Origin of the sequence: Acinetobacter sp. WY4 (assembly GCF_018438165.1) — a bacterium.
In the GTDB taxonomy this organism is placed as follows: Bacteria; Pseudomonadota; Gammaproteobacteria; order Pseudomonadales; family Moraxellaceae; genus Acinetobacter.
Genome location: NZ_CP053947.1, coordinates 1,635,985 through 1,653,110 on the forward strand (window position 1 = coordinate 1,635,985; position 17,126 = coordinate 1,653,110).

The following is a 17,126-nucleotide window of genomic DNA, read 5'->3' on the forward strand; positions in this document are numbered from 1 at the left end:
CGGGACTTTTTCCAGTCCCTCGACAGTGGTAGAGGTGGTTATGGAATTTCTGGTCATCCTGTTCATGATTGTTGCGGTGTTCTATGTGGTCATTCTTGCACCGGCCTTGGCTGCCCGCAAAGAAGCTCATAATTCCGGTTCATCTTATATACGCCCTGCCAGCAATCGAGCAATGAGCTATGCCGATCGGCCTAAAATGACTCCATTATTGGGCATTGAAATTTCGGCATCGCAACGGCGGCGTTTAGGCAGAGATGACCCCTCCGTCATTGCTGCCAGACTCTATCATCAGCAAAAAGATCAGTTTGCCAGTTTTCAGCAGGCCAGACCACAGCCTCACTCCTCTCACCACAAAGCGCCAGTGCAAAGCAGACTCAATAAATTCTTTAATGACTTAATTGCGGATGAATCGACAACGCCATCCCGGCATCCGAATCAATATTCTCAAACTCGTAATAACCGGCCTGTCGCCCCGCTCTCTCCAGTTAAAACCAATCCTAAACAGCCACCGCGTCGTCCCCAGCCACCTTACAGACCTTAAGCGGCCATTAAAAAAGGGCGATCTTCCATGGAATATCGCCCTTGTCTGTGCTTGTTGTAGCCACGTTTTGCATTTTTCTTTCGATCTACAAAGACTTGGCTTTTGTTGACTTCATGCATGTGTTTTGCCACAAAATTGTGGATCACCACCTGCTCGGCTGTTTTTTTCTTGGCCATTTTGCTCTCTATATCATTTGGAGGAAGGAGTGAGATAATTATAGGGCCGACTGACTAATTTTCAAGCATATTTGCCAATGCTTTTTTAAAAATAAAGACCATTTAACCAGGATTTTCTATATGCAAAAATGGGAGTTATAGCCAGAAAATACCCTTATTCCATTCATCATTTTTATGTTTTTTTTCAGACCAACAGAACTTGATTAAAAAACTATTTAAAATAAATCAGTTATAAAATTTATTTTAAACAATACTATTCACTTATTATTTTTATCCTTTGATAAAAACATATTATCGACTTAGATATTGTTATTTTCGTTTAATCCCATTCATTATTCGAGTTATTCAAAATATATAGAATTTGATATTGTCACAGAGTGGAAAACCCGTTACTTTTTAAGAGTAACCATTTAATTTTCAACATTTTCAACATTTTAAACTTTATTAAATTTAAAAATATTTTTTGAGTGAGCTCACTCAATTATACCCTGAATTCCGTTTTGTGCTGTAACACCCTTTATTTAAAGATATTGTAAATATAGCGAAACCTGATCTGATTAGCATATATCTCAATATCTTATGAATACTAGATAAACGACACAAGATATTCAAAACTTGGAGAGGAAAGATGAGCCAAGATTTTAAAAAATGCCCTGTCACCCACCTGACCACTGAAGCTGGTGCGCCTGTGGTCGACAACCAGAACAGTATGACGGCAGGTGCGCGTGGACCTTTGCTTGCTCAGGATTTATGGCTGAATGAAAAACTGGCCAACTTTGTCCGTGAAGTGATTCCAGAGCGTCGTATGCATGCCAAAGGTTCAGGTGCTTTCGGCACCTTTACCGTGACCAATGATATTACCCAATATAGCCGCGCTAAAATTTTCTCTGAAGTCGGCAAAAAAACCGAAATGTTTGCGCGTTTCTCAACGGTGGCAGGTGAACGTGGCGCAGCCGATGCAGAACGTGATATTCGCGGTTTTGCCTTAAAATTCTATACTGAAGAAGGCAACTGGGATCTGGTCGGCAACAATACTCCGGTATTTTTCCTGCGGGATGCCCGCAAGTTCCCTGACCTGAATAAAGCAGTCAAACGTGACCCGAAAACCAACAAGCGCAGTGCCACCAATAACTGGGATTTCTGGACACTCTTGCCTGAAGCTCTGCATCAAGTGACTATTGTTATGTCGGATCGTGGGATCCCAACCGGTTACCGTCATATGCATGGTTTTGGCAGCCATACCTTTAGTTTTATCAATTCCCAGAATGAACGCTTCTGGGTGAAATTTCATATGCGTACCCAGCAAGGTATTCAAAACCTGACCGATGCTGAAGCTGCAGACTTGATTGCTAAAGACCGTGAAAGCAGCCAGACCGACCTGTTTGATGCCATCGAACGTGGTGACTATCCAAAATGGAAAATGTACGTTCAGGTCATGCCGGAACTGGAAGCTGAAACAGTGCCTTATCATCCATTTGATCTGACCAAAGTCTGGCCAAAGGGCGATTATCCACTGATTGAAGTCGGTGAATTCGAACTGAACCGCAATCCGGAAAACTATTTCCAGGATGTAGAACAGGCTGCCTTTGCACCAAGCAATTTGGTACCGGGCATCAGCTACTCACCGGACCGTATGTTACAGGCACGTTTAGTGAACTATGCCGATGCAGCGCGTTACCGTGTTGGCGTGAATCATTCACAGGTTCCGGTCAATGCTGCACGTTGTCCTGTACATTCGAACCGCCGTGATGGTCAGGGCCGCATGGACGGCAACTATGGTTCATTGCCACATTACGAGCCGAACAGTTTCAGCCAATGGCAGGAACAACCGGAATTCAGAGAGCCACCACTGAAAATCACCGGTGATGCCGATTTCTGGAATTTCCGTGAAGATGACAATGATTACTTCAGCCAACCCCGTGCCCTGTTTAACCTGATGAATGACCAGCAGAAACAGGCTCTGTTTAATAACACGGCCGGAGCGATGGGTGATGCACTAGATTTCATCAAATACCGTCACATCCGCAACTGTTATAGCTGTGATCCGGCCTATGGCGAAGGCGTAGCACAAGCACTCGGCATGACCGTAGCAGATGCCCAAGCAGCACGTGAAACCGATCCAGCCAAAGGTTTGCCTAGCTTTCTCTAAGCCAGTTTAGACATGTACAAAAACCACCTTCGGGTGGTTTTTTATTGCGGCATCAAGCAGTATAGAAGCAAGCTGGCACAAAAAGAACTACAACAATGCATCCGAATATTGAAGACATCATTCAACAATACGACATCGTTTTATTTGATGCTGTTTGCGTGATCTGTAATGGCTGGGCACGGTTTTTGATTCAATACGATAAAAAGATTCAGTTTAAACTGGTCTCCGCCCAATCGCCTTTAGGTACAGCACTGCTCGAACATTATCAGATGTCTACTGAACATTACACCATCATGCTCGTCATTCAAGATGGCACACTCTATACCGAATCGACTGCATTACTGAAGGCGCTGCAGCATCTCGGTTTTCCCCTTAATTTAATGAGAGCAGGTTATTTGGTTCCGCGTTTTATCCGGGATTTTCTGTATCGTGTGGTCGCTTTAAATCGTTACAAGCTATTTGGTAAAACCGAGTATTGCCTGATTCCATCCAGCGAAAATAAACGCCATTTTCTGGAAGAAGCTGTTCGTGAATCCTAAACCTGTATTCCTACAACCACTGCGTACTATCCAGCTGACTTTGGTCATACTATGGCTCTATCAGGGACTCATTCCAAAAATTCTGTTCCAATCACCCGCTGAAATCACAATCTGGCAAAATATGGGTTTTGAGCTGGGACTGGCCAAAGTCTTGGTTGGACTTTCCGGAGGATGTGAAATGCTATTTGGCTTATGCTTTCTGAAATGGAACCGGTCCATACTCTTGCATAGGTTGAATATTATCGGACTTGCTGGATTACTACTGCTGATTGCATTCACAGCCCCGTTGCAACTTACTGCAGCATTCAATCCTGTGGTAATGAATACCGCCATGCTGATGCTTTCTGTAGTGGCCATTCAACTCATCCAAGAGGAACAACAGGAAGTACTTAAACAATAATCCGTTTGCCTTCCCGTATGCAGTAAAACGGATTAATCAATTTGGAAGAATGCTTGATGATCTCATGCAACTCATGTTCCGGCGCATCCCGGTCTTCATCCGTGAGCTGAAAAGTACGGTAATGAATCGCCAGTGAACATTTGGCCTGCAAGTCATGATGGGCATGAAAGGCATCTTCCGGATTCATATGGATCGCGCGCATCAGTTCACGCGGTTCATACGCTCCTATCGGGAGTAAGGCAATTCGCGGTGCACCCAGACGTTTACGAATTTCTTTAAAATGTGAGGCGTAGCCACTATCTCCGGCAAAAAAACAATGTTCCTTGCCATGTAATAAAGAAAATCCTCCCCAAAGTGCACAGTTCTGATCGCGCATGCCGCGCCCTGAGGCATGTTGAGCCGGCGTATAGACAATCCGGATCTCTTCAAAAAAGGCACTTTCCCACCAGTCCATTTCATGCACGGTATAATGTTCTGGCAAATACCAGGCATTACCCAGACCAGTATAAATAGGCATCTCAAAAGTGTTGTGCAGCCATTCCAGACTAGCCAGATCCATATGATCATAATGGTTATGGCTGAGCAGTACGGCATCAATCTGAGGTAATTCATCCAAGGCAATGCCAGCCGGAATGACCCGCTGCGGCCCTGTAGAAGCCGATGGACTGGCATATTCAGCCCAGACCGGGTCGGTCAGGAAATTATAGGGGCCGATCTGAATTAATGTGGTGGCGTGACCAATAAACCAGACTTGCCAGTCATCCAGAGCTGCATCTGGACGTTGCTGTGGCAATGCGCGCGGACGAGAAAAAAACTCGGCACGTTCCTCGTCAAGATTAACATTCCAGGTCTTGGATTTTCGGGTAATGAGCCATTTATATAAATCAAAGCGACCGCGCGATAGAGATGCATGCTCAAGATTACGAAACTGTTTTCCGTCGAAATGATCTGAATGCAGATACTCAAACACTGGCTTAGACCAGAGATGTTTCCAACTGGATTCCGTGATTAACTGGAATTTTTTAGTTTTGAGAAGATCTTGCATAAACATCCACTATTTATTATTCGCTATATGCAAGACAACAACCTCTTGAAATGGTCAAGCGGTGCATCTTTTAATGAGCATACAAACTAAAAACAGGCACACTGCAACATAGTATGAAATCCGTCACAGAAAATCATGTATGTTTTTGTTATTTTTAGCAAAAAAATGGCATTTCATTGGCCTTATGGCTGGCTGAAGTCTTGGATTATCTAGAAAAATATTGCTCTTGTCCTTCTGTCTAAAAATACAAAATGATACTCAATATTTATAAGCCTATACTGACAAAAGCATGTCTGCCCATTGATGATTTTATGATGAAATTCGCCATACCTCAGTATCATCACATCAATTGTGCGAGAAAGGCAAGTTGAGATCAAAATACCAACCTCAAGCGTTTTTTAGATCTTTATACACGACCTTGAGTTCGTTCCAGCCATACGGCCTTGGTTTGGGGTTTCACAAATAAAGCAATAATTTCTGGGTGCAGCTGTTTAATCTGCGCTTCGATCCGGTTGACACAGGCTTCAATTTCATCAGAAGTTAAATCATCTTTAAATTCCAGACTCAATGATGTAATGACTTGCTGAGCGCCCATCTGCTCAGTCAATACCCCATTAGCACTAAAAACTGCCGCATCCTGTTGAGCAATGTTCAATACATCTTCACGCAGTTTTGGATCTGCCGTTTCACCCAGTAACAAACCTTTGGTTTCACGTGCCAGAAACCAGGCAGAAACCGCCAGAACAATACCAATTAAAATCGATGCGGCACCGTCCAATTCAGGAATATTCAGTTGATGCGCCAGAAAGATACCGACCAGAGCAATCACCAAGCCGACCAGGGCGGCAGTATCTTCAAATAACACGGTAAAGGTCGTTGGATCTTTACTGTGTCGAAAGGCTTCAAAATATCCCAGATTTCCCTTTTGTTTACGAAAGGTTTTTAAAGCCACTGACCATGAAAATCCTTCAAAAAGAATCGCCAGACCCAGCACAATATAATTGATCAATGGATCCTGCATGACTTCAGGCTGAAGAATATGCTGTATCCCTTGATAGATGGACACAATCGCACCCAGGGCAAAAACCATCAGTGCCACAATAAAGGCCCAAAAATACAGTTCACGCCCATAACCAAAAGGATGTTTGGCATTTGCCGGTTTTTCTGATTTTTTCATGCCATATAACAGTAAAATTTCATTCAAGGTATCTACTACGGAATGAATTGCCTCACTGAACATGGCAGAACTATTGGTTATATAGGACGCAACAAATTTCACCAGCGCAATCGCCAGATTACCAAACAGGGCTGCATAGACTACGATTTTATTGGATTCAGACATCCTGACACTGTCCTAAATAAGCTTGTGCAAGCTTGAATGATTTATGTATCAAAATCTTAATCATTTATTTTTGAAAGTTGTTTTACAAATTGTTGCTTAGTCGTGATCTCTCACGTTGTTGAATCACTTTACTCTCCACTAAAATAATAAAAGGGCTTTCGCCCTTTTGGTTTTTACAGTTTTAATGCTTGGAAAAATACTGCTCGCGCCACTCTTTCCAGAAATACATGATGATCCCGAACATCACCACAGCAATTCCCGCAAAAGCATGACTGCTGATAATTTCATGATTTAAGGTTGCTCCCAATACCAGAGCGATCACCGGCGTCATCACATTACTCAATGAAACGGTCGAAGCATTTAGACGGCGAATCAGCCAGAAATAACACAGCATTGCCACAATCGAAGACATGATCATGGTAAATACAAAACCGATCATTGCCTGTGTGCTAGGCAACTGAGTCGGCATATGTTGCCAAATAAACGGCACTAAAATGACTGAACCAGCCGCGGAGACCAGCAATGACCCCGTCGCTTGCGACATCGGACTCAAGGGTGCACTAATCTGTTTAACCCAGAAGATCGAGCTGATATAAGACACCATACTGATCAGCATCGGTACCACACCCCAAGGATTAATCTTGCTATCTGCCGAGTCGGCGAAAACAAAACACAAACCAGCGACGGCCACTGCCATGCCGAGCCATTGCAGCCAGATCAATTTATGGGTTTTTAAAATCATATGTCCGATTAAACCGGCGATCAGCGGTGAAAAACCAAAAATCAGTGCCATCAATCCTGAGGTCAGATAATTGGCCGCCAGATAAATAAACAGCTGCGCGCCGATTAAATTCAAACTGCCTGCCAGATAACTTTTCATTGAAGTGCGGTCAAAAGGCAGCGGGTCGCGCATGATTTTCAACAGGAACAACGCAATAATCGAGGCACCAAAATAGCGAATGATCAGCACCCACATCGGGTGAATCTCGGCCACGCTCCAGACAATCGCCAGTGGCGTTGTCGCCCAGATCAGCACCAATAAAGCGTAAATACTTGCCGTGACCGGCAATGAAGATGAAGAACTCATAAGTCTCCTAAACGAGGCCAAGAAGTTCTGGATCAGCAACTTCAAAAATAGCGTATAGCGAATTCATGCTGAGATGAAGTTTTAATTTTTGATAAATTCATCAAGTTTCGTGCATAAAAAACAGACCTATGCAATACATAGGTCTGTCCAAAGATATCTCAATACAACTTAAGCAATTTTGCGTAAGTCTTGCGCGATATCCAAATGTTTTTTAACATCAAACGCCGTATTTTTGCTGATCATTTTTTTCAAATGACGCATTTCTTTGGCTGCATTCACGGTAATCCCGCCAACGATCTGACCATCTGTCACACCATACATCACGAATGAATTGTCTGCACCTTTGGCTGCATCCATTTCACCACGGATATGCCATTCAGCTGCGGCCATATCGCCGACAAACTGGAAGTTGATATTCAGCTGATCCGTCCAGAACCAGGCCGGATTGGCTTTCGGATGTTCCACACCCATCACGTGACGCGCGAAGATGCCTGCTTGCAGGTTAGCATTTTCCCAGGTTTCCACACGGCGGTGATTGCCACAGTCACGTAACTGAGTCGCAACATCGCCTGCTGCATAAATATCAGCATTCGAGGTTTGGCAGTTTTCATTGACTTTAATCGCAACATCAACGTCCAAACCTGCATCTACGGCAAGCTGTGCATTTGGCACGACCCCGATCCCGTAAACTACAGCATCGGCACGCAGTTCTTCACCGCCTTCCAGCGTTACCACGACTTCTTCACCATCTAAACGGCAATCTGTAATCTTGGTTTCAAGACGCACATCGACCTGGTTTTGACGATGCTGCTCTAGCAGGAATTCGCTCAGGATTTGTGGTGAACAACGACCCATAACAATCGGACCCATTTCGATCACAGTCACCTGACAGTCTTTGTAACGTGCAGATGATGCCAACTCAAGACCAATCACGCCACCACCGATCAGGATGATACGGCGACCGGCTTGAAGTACAGGCACCAGTGCCTGTGAATCTTCCAGGTTACGAAGGGTATAGACGTGTTTACCCAAAGCATCGAAATTAGGCAAACGGCGCGCGGCACCACCTGTTGCAAGCAAGAGTTTGTCATAAGCAACAACATCACCGTTGAGGAGTTCAACCGTTTTCGCCTCGGCATTGATTTTCGCCACGCCATTACCGCGAATTGTTTCCACACCTAAATCTGCCAGTTTCTGTTCTGACAGGATTTCGATCTTGGTCTCTTCAGGTTTTAGAATCACATCTTTAGACAGCGGTGGACGCTCATAAGGAAGATGGCTTTCATCACCAATTAAGGTAATTTTGCCTTCATACTTGTTGCCACGAAGTTCTAAAATTGCGCTCGCACCTGCCTGGCCAGCACCCACGATCACGATGTTGTTTACGTTGCTCATTTTCTTAACCTTTTAACTCTGCAGATACGATACCGAAGCCGGCAATCCATTCGCTGATGTCTTCATAGCAATGCGTGGTCATTTCATACTCACCCATTTCGCTTAAGGCAGCGAAGGCAGCCATCCAAGAACGGACTTCCTGACCACCACGACCACCATCACGGCGGATTTCAGCTTCAGTCATCGCTTCTAATGTTGCAAAATCAGCGTTCTTGAAGGTTTCTAGCAGGGCAATATCCCATTCAGCATTCAGAGGCACGGCAACTGACGTATCCCCTGCTGCCAGCTTTTGACCCACTGCAATAATTTTGGATTGACGTGCATGACGTGCTTCAGGCGTTGGATAACGGCCTGCAATCAGGAACTCTTCCACTTCTGGCGGTACTGCACCCATTTGCGGTGTAGGTGGATCATGTGACAGACCACCGGTACCTAAAACAAGCACACGCTCGTTTTCAAGGTTTAAAGACTTGATGTATTGACCCACAGCACGGCCCAAAGCGATGGTACGCTTGGTGGTTGGCATAGGTGCAGCAGCGCCATTAATAAAAATTGGAATCGTTGGATAACGGTCAAGTTTGCCTTCACACAGGAAATGTAAGGGCTGAGTCACGCCATGGTCAGCCTGCATACGGTATGAGTAGACAACATCCACGCCTTCATCCAGTACACGTCGAACCAGATCTAATGCCTTGTCTTCAGGTACATCAATATGGTCATTGTCCTTGCCATAATCCCAGTCACCTGCGGCTTTGGCACGAATACCCACGCAGAAACTTGGCATCAGGTCATAGAAGAAACCATTAAAATGGTCAGGACCAAAAGTGATGATCAGGGTTGGGTCGTAAGCTTTTACTTCAGCAGAGAGTTTTTCAAAAGCAGCACGAACTTTTTGCTCTTTTGATTGATCTTGAGGTGAAGCAAATTCCATTAAAGGACTGTGCGATGCACAAATAAGTTTAACGGCCATGAGAGACTCCTAGAAGGAAAGCAGCCCTGAGAGAAGAGGCTGCCGGTAAGTCCATTTGAATGAGACTAGATGTTTATTCGTCAAAGAAACCTGCACGTGGCTGACGTAGGCCACGAATACCCAAACCGCATTCTGCATTGATCAGAACACCAGTCAGAGGACGGTTATTTTGACGAGATGCCAACAGCACGTATGAACCTGTCATATCTTCCGGTTCAGGCAAGAAATTCAGTGGCATGCCACGTGCAATTTTCTCAGGATCACGCGCATCGAGCAGGCCCACATTTTCCTGATCCAGCGATGCCGCGCCTTTGATATTCACATTCATACCTGACGGTGCAACAGCGTTCACTCGTACTTTAGGCGCAAGCTCATAAGCCAGTTCTTTCATAATGCCCACCCCTGCATGCTTAGATGCAGTATATACAGGGCCTCCGCCAGCGGAGTACAGTGCCGAATTAGACAAAGTAAATATGATAGAACCTTCAGAAGCGATCAATGCATCCAGTGCAGCCTTCGCACCAAGGATCAGAGATTTGGTATTAATCCCCATAATCTCGTCAAAGGCTTTCTCCAGCTGCTCACCAGAGGTATTGACGATATCGGCATAGTGATCCCAGATACCGGCATTACCAACGAAACAATCGAGTTTACCGAAACGTTCCACAGTGGCTTGAACTGCACGAACGTTATCTGCATAGCTGGCTACATCACCTTCGATCGCAAGAACTTTTCCACCGAAGTGTTCATTTAATGCATCTACTTTAGCTTTTGAACGTTGAAGAACAGCGACTTGCGCACCTTCCTCAATAAAACGTTCTACCAAAGCCCAGCCTAAGCCTGAACCACCACCAGTAATAAGTGCAACTTCGCCTTGTAGCCAACCCATGCTTACTCTCCTGCCATCTCTACAAACAATTGACCATCTTCAACAATCACTGGGAATGTTTTGATTGGATCAGTTGCAGGTAGACACAATGCTTCACCTGTTTTTAAACAGAAACGTGCTGAATGCAATGGACATTCCACAGTACCGTCATCTTCAAGGTAACCTTCCGACATAGAAGCATTACCATGACTGCATTTATCGTTCATAGCGAAGAATTCACCGCCATTGTTAAATACAGCAAGCGCTTCGATACTGTTTACGCCACAATCTACTTTTAACGCTTCGCCTTCGTCTAATTCGTCAACTTGGCATACAAAAATCTTATTCATTAGAAGAACACACTCAGGTTATGTGAACTGTAAGTAACTTGGTCAAGCGTGATCTTACGGTTGAAGATTTGGAAGCCTAAGCCACCTTCAACTTTACGGATCTTGTCATGACGTTTACCACAGTAAATCACGACGTCTTTCTCTTTCTGTGTACGGTATAACAAGTAAGTTACGTACACGTCGTATTCGCCTTCAACTTCAGTTGCTTCTACGATCACGTTAGACACCATGTGTGTTGTACGTGATGGAGGCTCTTCAGCCCAAGCCATACCAGTTTCAAGACGCGCTACACGACGTTCTAAAAGATCTTTTGAATCGTTGAACACCCAAGTGGTAGGTGGTTCAACTGAACGACGACGGTCACGGGTTTGTGCGTTTGGTGTGGTACGTAGCGTGTAAGAAATATCTTCAGCTAAGGTATCTAACCATTCGCGGAATTTCCAATCGTCTAGCAATTTTGCTTCGCGATAAAGGAACTGACTAATTTGGTGATGAAGTTCTAAGCTGATTTGACTCATTTCATAAGCTCCTTCTCATATTCGTCAGCTGCTTTTTCCACGTCTTCCCATTTTTCATGGATCAATAAATCTGCCCAGCGGCGGTACATACCACGTGCTGCAGTTTCAGAGAAAATGTAGTTGGTGATACCCGGGATACCATCTTCACGTACTTTTTCGTTGCCTTTACCCATTTCCATAATGAGTTTGTTTTGACGCGCTTTATAACCACGTAAAACTTTTTGAATCTCGATCCAGTTTTCAGAGTCATCTTGCTCTAGGAAACCGGCTGGACCAAAGGCACGCGTTGCAGAACGCTCAAATGCTTCTTTCACTTCTTGAGATGCTTCAGCATCAGCAATACAGAATGCCCACACTTCAGTTTTGTTTGGACCACGTGGGTGCCATACGCGAAGTGTTGCAGTACCGTTCAACCAAGACAAAGTTGGGAACATGGTGTTGTGACCTGCAAGACGCAGTGCACGAGTCTCGCCTAGGCGCTCTTTAACTTCGTCATAAGTTTCACGGAAGTAGTTGGCAACTTCACCGTCAACCCACACGTTTGCATCTGGTTTCTCTGTGAAGAAGAAGCCTGAACCGTGACCACGTGAACCGTACTGGATCGCGTCTTTGGCAGTTTCCCAAACTGGACGGGCAGTTTGCGCAGCACCTAATTTTTTAGAAGATTCGTCGTCTGGTTTTGCGCCCAATACTTGGATCGCAGAAGCGTGAGAGAACAACGCATGGTATTGGTCAGATGCAAACTGTTCCGCTGCAAATTTCCAGTTACACTCGATTTCCCACTTGTGTACACCACCAATGATTTCAGTACCACCTGGACGACGGTCAACAACGCCATCTAAATACCAAGCGATATCGCCCATGTATTCTTCTAGATCAGGTGTGGTTTCATCCCAACAAGCGAATACCAAGCCTTTGTAAGACTTCACACGATTCACTTCAACCAGACCCCATTGCTCTTTACATGCACCATGCGGGTAAGCACGATCTTCAAGCGGGATATCTTTTAAAGAACCGTCAATGCCATATGACCAGCCGTGGTATGGGCAAGTAAATGCACGGGTATTACCACAGTCAGCGAAGCTCACACGCATAGAACGGTGACGGCACTGGTTTAAAAATGCTTTGATTGAGCCGTCTTTTTGACGTGCCACAATGATTGGATCTTCACCCATGTAGGTATTGAAGAAATCACCAGCCTTAGGAATTTGGCTTTCATGGCAAAGGAATAACCAAGTACGACCGAAAACACGTTCGAGTTCTAATTCGTAAATGTCAGGATCTGTATAAATAGATGGCGTAATACGTCCATTTTGTGCATCGACTAAAGCATCGATTTCGCGCACATCAATTTTTCCACTCATGAAAAGCTCTCCTGTGACCTATCTTTGGCACAAAGTAATAGACTCAACTTTTCAACGATGATGGATTTGACAGCGTTTTTCGGGAAATATTTTTTTTGTTTCAATTAAGAGCTTAAAGCAATTATTAAGCACGTGAATTTTTATATTAAAACATCTATTAATCCCGCCAGAGCATTTAGTTTATGAATGGGAAAATAATCTTCACGACATAGTTGTTTATAGATTATACTTTGAGAAAATTATAGTAAGACATTTTTTGGATTACTCTTTGGGTTGATGACATGGAATTACGACACCTTCGCTACTTTATCACCGTTGCTGAAGAGCTCAATTTTAGTAAGGCAGCACTTAAACTTTATACGGCTCAACCCTCACTTAGCCAGCAAATCAAAGACCTGGAAGAAGATGTCGGGGTAAAGCTACTCAACCGGACCAAACGTAAAGTAGAGCTGACCGAAGAAGGCGCCGTATTCCTGGAACAGGCCCGTCTCACCCTTGCACAGGCGGACAAAGCCGTTGCCATGGCACGTCAGGTGTCACAGGCCAAACAGCAAATGCTCCGTATCGGTTTTGTACCGGTAGCCGAGATGAAAATCTTCCCCTATATCTTGCCAAATCTACGTGTACAGAACCCAGATTTAAAAATTGAACTGCTCAGCCTGAACAACAATGAGCAGATGCGTTTGTTAAAAAAAGGTGATCTAGATCTGACATTTACCCGTCATAATTTCAATAGTGATGAAATTGAAAGCCAGTTCGTGATTCGTGAACCGCTGATTTTTCTCCTGCCTAAAGATCACCCCTTAGCAAAATACGAAAGAATTCCTGTTAAAGCATTGAATGGTATTGATTTTATTATTCCATCAGCAGAGCAGTCCTTGACCCTGAACCAGGCGATTCTGGACTTTGCCAAAGCCAACGGCATTGAACTCAATATCGTGCAAAAGGCCGATAATATTTTATTTAATATCAACTCGATCGGAATGGGCCTAGGCTGTACCATTTTGCCTGGCTATATTGCACCACTAACCATGGATAATACCGTGATTCGTCCGCTGGACGTGGAGTTGCCCTATTTAGACCTGTATGTCAGCTACCATAAAAACAACAAATCCTATGTCGTGAGCAAATTTCTTGAGCTTTTGACCCGTGTGTTCTATCTGGATATTAACCGTAGCGAACAAAATTAATCCTATTTCTTCCCTGCATTAGGCATATGCCATTCAACTTATGATAGGCATGTGCTTTTTTTGTTTTATTATTTTATGCTTAAGAATCCATTTTTAATTCTATTTTATAATAAAGAATCTATTTCTGGCGCTTAAATTTATCACTTGCCCTTGACCCAAATTGTGTATTTTTAGCTCTAAATGTACTGCATTTACCACTTAAGTCTAATAAATTTTCATTCGGATTTTTCTCAGTTTAAATAGCTCAAACCTATAAAAATTATTAGATTTTTATATTTATTCAAATAAATGAGAATCAAACTCACTTAGGTGCGCTACCTTAAATATTTCCGATATAAAAAAGGATGACCAAAGCCATCCTTTTTTAAAACTGTATCAAACTTATTTTACGCCGTGAACAGCCAGGTAGTTTTTGATCACAGTGTTGAACTCATCTGCTTTTTCAACTTGAGACCAGTGACCGCATTGGCTGAAGATATGTGCATCAGCATTTGGCACGATGTTCAGGATGTCCCAAGTACGAGAAACCGGAATCACCACGTCTTGCGTACCATGAATCAATAGTACAGGCACAGTAATGTCTTTCATTTTTTCGAAGTCTAATGGAAATTCGAAACGGTCACGGTCACGTGCGCCAACCACATCCATTAAACGATTTGATGCATAGTCATTTGCAGCAGAAGCAAAACGTACTTTTACCAGTTCATCAGTAATCAGGTCTTTGTTTACGACAAACATAGAAAGGGTTTTCTTGATTCCTTCTTCTGTAAGAACTGGGTTTGCGTGAGCTTTAAGTGCAGCTGTCTGTTTCGCACCGCCCGTACCCATAGACACGATACCCAAAATGCGATCTGGATAATCCAGTGCCATCTGGAATGCTAACCAGCCACCCAGAGAGTTGCCGACCAACCAGGTTTTTTCGATACCCAAAGCGTCTAGCGTACGGATCGCATGATCTACCCAGGCACGGATACCATATTCAGTACCCGGCGCAACCACAGTTTGGCCATAACCAACGGTATCAATCGCGATACAACGCGCTTGCTCACCAATTTGTGGCAGGTTTAACCACCAGTTTGCCGCGGCCGATACACCTGTACCTGAACCGTGTAAAAATAGAATAGGCGTACCTTCACCAATTTCGTGGTAATGGGTCAACTCGCCTTCAGCGGTTTCAATCCATTTGTCTTCTAAGCCAAAGAATGGATCTGTTTGATAGTCAGGGATTTGAACAGTGCTCATATTGCTTCCTCTTACAGTCTTTCGCTTGCGTGTCCCTCTATTTTCAAGAATTCGACGTCAAGTTGACTCATTAAAATGACTTGTGTACACCCTTATATTAACCGCTCAACCGCAGCAAACTGATACAAAATTACGATTGCACCCTACAAAATAGATATAATTTAAGTGTTTGTTTTATTTATTAATTTATAAATTAAACCCTACATAAACTAAGGCTTTAACTGCATTCTTAAACCAAAAAGCAGCCAGAAGACTGACTGCTTTTAAAATATAGGGGTATTAGAATTTATGGGTATAAGTGGTGGCGACACGGTATTCTTGCAGGTCTGGTTTTGCTGGATTGGCAAAATTCACATCAATATACATCGCCTGTACACCCAAACCTTTTAATTTACCTTCTGGCACAGTGTAGTTCACGATGGCATTCACTTCATCCGTATTGAAGTTCTGACCTTGATACGCCCCAGTACCTTTCTGATCATAACCTTTGAAATATACGGCTGTTGCATTTAAGCCTTTTGCACCCATTTCAGAAAAGTCATAGCCATAAGAAACACTCCATGACTTTTCTTCTGGCGCGGTAAAAGTCGCTACCCCCCAGTTCGCCAGATAAGGCTGTGGCACCCAGCCACCCAATGTCGGGAATGCGCTATCACCAAACATTTGCTGGTAACCCACACCTACGGTATGTGCACCATGATTCACTTTTGCAGCGACAGACACAGCCTGGTTATCGATCTCACCATACAGCTTGTCACCTGACTCCGAGTTATCGAAGTAACGAATGTGGCTATCTAATTTAGTTTTTTCACCGAGCGCAGTTTTGTAATTCACACCCAGATAATGCTGTTGGTAAATGTCTTGAACATCGGCATACCAGTAGCTCGCCCCTACTTCTTTAGTAAGCTGGTGGTCTACACCCGCAATCCACATGCCATCAGCTTCAGCACCCGTATCATAGAAACTTGGTGGAGCAAATTTAGTTAAGTCACGGAACTGGTTGTCATAACGGTTGTTAATACCATCAATATACGCCAGAGTTAACTTGGTATCCTTAAGGTCTTTAGACTCTAACCAAGCGCCACTATAAGTCGTTAATAACTGACGGGATGGATCGAATACCAAGACTGGAGATACCGGCAATAACTCGCCGACTTTCAGCTCAGTTTGTGAAACTTTGGCTTTTAAGGTCGCGCCGACTTTACCGAAATGATCTTTTGATTCTTTGCCATCGTGCGGTAAAACCCAGTCCGGATTTTTATCATGGCCGTTGAGTTTGACTGCATGTTGCACCAGTACATCAGCACCAACCTGCACACCACCACCGATATCGTGATAACCGGACTTGGCATCCAGAGTCACCCCTTGTGACCAAGAACCCCAGTTACGTGATGAATAGTCATCTTGATACTGACGGTCTAGATAAAAGTTTTTAAATTTGAGTTGAACATTGCTGTCGTCAATAAAGTCTGCATTCGTTGCAGTTGTCCCTAAAGTTGCTGTCGCAGCAAGCATTGCAATCCATAAATTGTGACGACGCATGATGAGTTCCCCATTCAGCTGATAAAATCCATGCAGCCATCATGCGCAAGTCGGTTTAAATAAAAAATCCGACCACAGTATTAAACTTTTGCTCTTTTAGCTCTGCATATTCCGGGCCCAGATTTAAGCACTCAATCTCTTAGATTTTAAACCGATTAATGAAAATAAAAATTTGACCAGATATTTAATTCAAATTTCTGTTTCCTATATTAATAAGCGCAATTTTTTTAAAAACTTTAAGATAATATTTTTTATTTATCGTTTTTATGTTTAAGGAAAAAATTAAACTGAAATAATCTTCACATAGCACTATAACTAAAATATCTGAGATCAGAGTTTTAATATATTATTAAATCTACTTCATAATAAAAAAGCATCCACTTTGGATGCTTTTTTATTAGCCTTATT

The 17,126-nt window shown here is 43.5% G+C and carries 17 protein-coding genes; 5 read left to right on the forward strand and 12 right to left on the reverse strand.

The window, feature by feature from the left end; translation table 11 throughout:
• Nucleotides 1-40: 40 nt before the first annotated feature.
• Nucleotides 41-541, forward strand: coding sequence for a hypothetical protein (locus tag G4D73_RS07715; protein WP_213686453.1), 501 nt, complete (start codon nucleotides 41-43; stop codon nucleotides 539-541).
• Here the strand turns inward: G4D73_RS07715 and G4D73_RS07720 are convergent.
• A complete protein-coding gene (locus G4D73_RS07720) occupies nucleotides 538-717 on the reverse strand; it encodes a hypothetical protein (protein WP_004729442.1) in 180 nt (59 codons plus the stop codon). The genes G4D73_RS07715 and G4D73_RS07720 overlap by 4 nt on opposite strands.
• Before the next feature lie 628 nt (nucleotides 718-1,345).
• On the opposite strand from G4D73_RS07720, the gene G4D73_RS07725 reads away from it, so the two are divergent.
• From G4D73_RS07725 to G4D73_RS07735, 3 genes are all read left to right on the forward strand, one after another.
• On the forward strand, nucleotides 1,346-2,866 hold the full coding sequence (locus G4D73_RS07725) for a catalase (protein ID WP_213686454.1): 1,521 nt from the start codon (nucleotides 1,346-1,348) through the stop codon (nucleotides 2,864-2,866).
• Between the two features lie 95 nt (nucleotides 2,867-2,961).
• Complete coding sequence (locus G4D73_RS07730) at nucleotides 2,962-3,405, forward strand: thiol-disulfide oxidoreductase DCC family protein (protein WP_213686455.1); 444 nt, start codon at nucleotides 2,962-2,964, stop codon at nucleotides 3,403-3,405.
• On the forward strand, nucleotides 3,395-3,805 hold the full coding sequence (locus tag G4D73_RS07735; RefSeq protein ID WP_004278508.1) for a DoxX-like family protein: 411 nt from the start codon (nucleotides 3,395-3,397) through the stop codon (nucleotides 3,803-3,805). Before G4D73_RS07730 ends, G4D73_RS07735 begins: the two co-directional genes overlap by 11 nt.
• Here the strand turns inward: G4D73_RS07735 and G4D73_RS07740 are convergent.
• The 9 genes from G4D73_RS07740 to hcaE form a co-directional block, all read right to left on the reverse strand.
• Nucleotides 3,795-4,850: an MBL fold metallo-hydrolase gene (locus G4D73_RS07740; protein ID WP_004278509.1), complete on the reverse strand. Its 1,056-nt coding sequence runs from the start codon at nucleotides 4,848-4,850 to the stop codon at nucleotides 3,795-3,797. The two genes, G4D73_RS07735 and G4D73_RS07740, sit on opposite strands and share 11 nt — an antisense overlap.
• 406 nt (nucleotides 4,851-5,256) lie before the next feature.
• Nucleotides 5,257-6,192 (reverse strand): cation diffusion facilitator family transporter, encoded by a 936-nt coding sequence (locus G4D73_RS07745; RefSeq protein ID WP_213686456.1) that lies wholly within the window; start codon nucleotides 6,190-6,192, stop codon nucleotides 5,257-5,259.
• 181 nt (nucleotides 6,193-6,373) lie between these two features.
• Nucleotides 6,374-7,279, reverse strand: coding sequence for a DMT family transporter (locus G4D73_RS07750; protein ID WP_213686457.1), 906 nt, complete (start codon nucleotides 7,277-7,279; stop codon nucleotides 6,374-6,376).
• A gap of 168 nt (nucleotides 7,280-7,447) precedes the next feature.
• Entirely contained in the window at nucleotides 7,448-8,674 is a 1,227-nt protein-coding gene (gene hcaD, locus G4D73_RS07755; RefSeq protein WP_213686458.1) for a 3-phenylpropionate/cinnamic acid dioxygenase ferredoxin--NAD(+) reductase subunit, read from the reverse strand.
• A gap of 4 nt (nucleotides 8,675-8,678) precedes the next feature.
• Nucleotides 8,679-9,644 (reverse strand): 3-carboxyethylcatechol 2,3-dioxygenase, encoded by a 966-nt coding sequence (locus tag G4D73_RS07760; protein ID WP_213686459.1) that lies wholly within the window; start codon nucleotides 9,642-9,644, stop codon nucleotides 8,679-8,681.
• 73 nt (nucleotides 9,645-9,717) lie between these two features.
• Entirely contained in the window at nucleotides 9,718-10,533 is an 816-nt protein-coding gene (hcaB, locus tag G4D73_RS07765; RefSeq protein ID WP_121980303.1) for a 3-phenylpropionate-dihydrodiol/cinnamic acid-dihydrodiol dehydrogenase, read from the reverse strand.
• Between the two features lie 2 nt (nucleotides 10,534-10,535).
• Nucleotides 10,536-10,862, reverse strand: a complete 327-nt coding sequence (gene hcaC, locus G4D73_RS07770; protein WP_213686460.1) for a 3-phenylpropionate/cinnamic acid dioxygenase ferredoxin subunit — start codon at nucleotides 10,860-10,862, stop codon at nucleotides 10,536-10,538.
• Entirely contained in the window at nucleotides 10,862-11,380 is a 519-nt protein-coding gene (hcaF, locus tag G4D73_RS07775; RefSeq protein WP_071850449.1) for a 3-phenylpropionate/cinnamic acid dioxygenase subunit beta, read from the reverse strand. The genes hcaC and hcaF overlap by 1 nt, the downstream gene beginning before the upstream one ends.
• Nucleotides 11,377-12,744 carry a 3-phenylpropionate/cinnamic acid dioxygenase subunit alpha gene (gene hcaE / locus G4D73_RS07780; RefSeq protein ID WP_004278520.1) on the reverse strand — a complete coding sequence of 456 codons (1,368 nt, stop codon included), beginning with the start codon at nucleotides 12,742-12,744 and terminating at the stop codon, nucleotides 11,377-11,379. The genes hcaF and hcaE overlap by 4 nt, the downstream gene beginning before the upstream one ends.
• A gap of 281 nt (nucleotides 12,745-13,025) precedes the next feature.
• Here hcaE and hcaR point away from each other — a divergent pair, with 281 nt between their 5' ends.
• Nucleotides 13,026-13,934: a DNA-binding transcriptional regulator HcaR gene (hcaR, locus tag G4D73_RS07785; RefSeq protein WP_044111817.1), complete on the forward strand. Its 909-nt coding sequence runs from the start codon at nucleotides 13,026-13,028 to the stop codon at nucleotides 13,932-13,934.
• 381 nt (nucleotides 13,935-14,315) lie between these two features.
• Here the strand turns inward: hcaR and G4D73_RS07790 are convergent, their stop codons facing one another.
• The gene (locus G4D73_RS07790) at nucleotides 14,316-15,176 is read right to left on the reverse strand and encodes an alpha/beta fold hydrolase (protein ID WP_213686461.1); all 861 of its coding nucleotides are present in this window, start codon (nucleotides 15,174-15,176) and stop codon (nucleotides 14,316-14,318) included.
• A 279-nt stretch (nucleotides 15,177-15,455) separates the two neighbouring features.
• Nucleotides 15,456-16,718, reverse strand: a complete 1,263-nt coding sequence (locus tag G4D73_RS07795; RefSeq protein WP_213686462.1) for an OprD family outer membrane porin — start codon at nucleotides 16,716-16,718, stop codon at nucleotides 15,456-15,458.
• Nucleotides 16,719-17,126 lie beyond the last annotated feature (408 nt).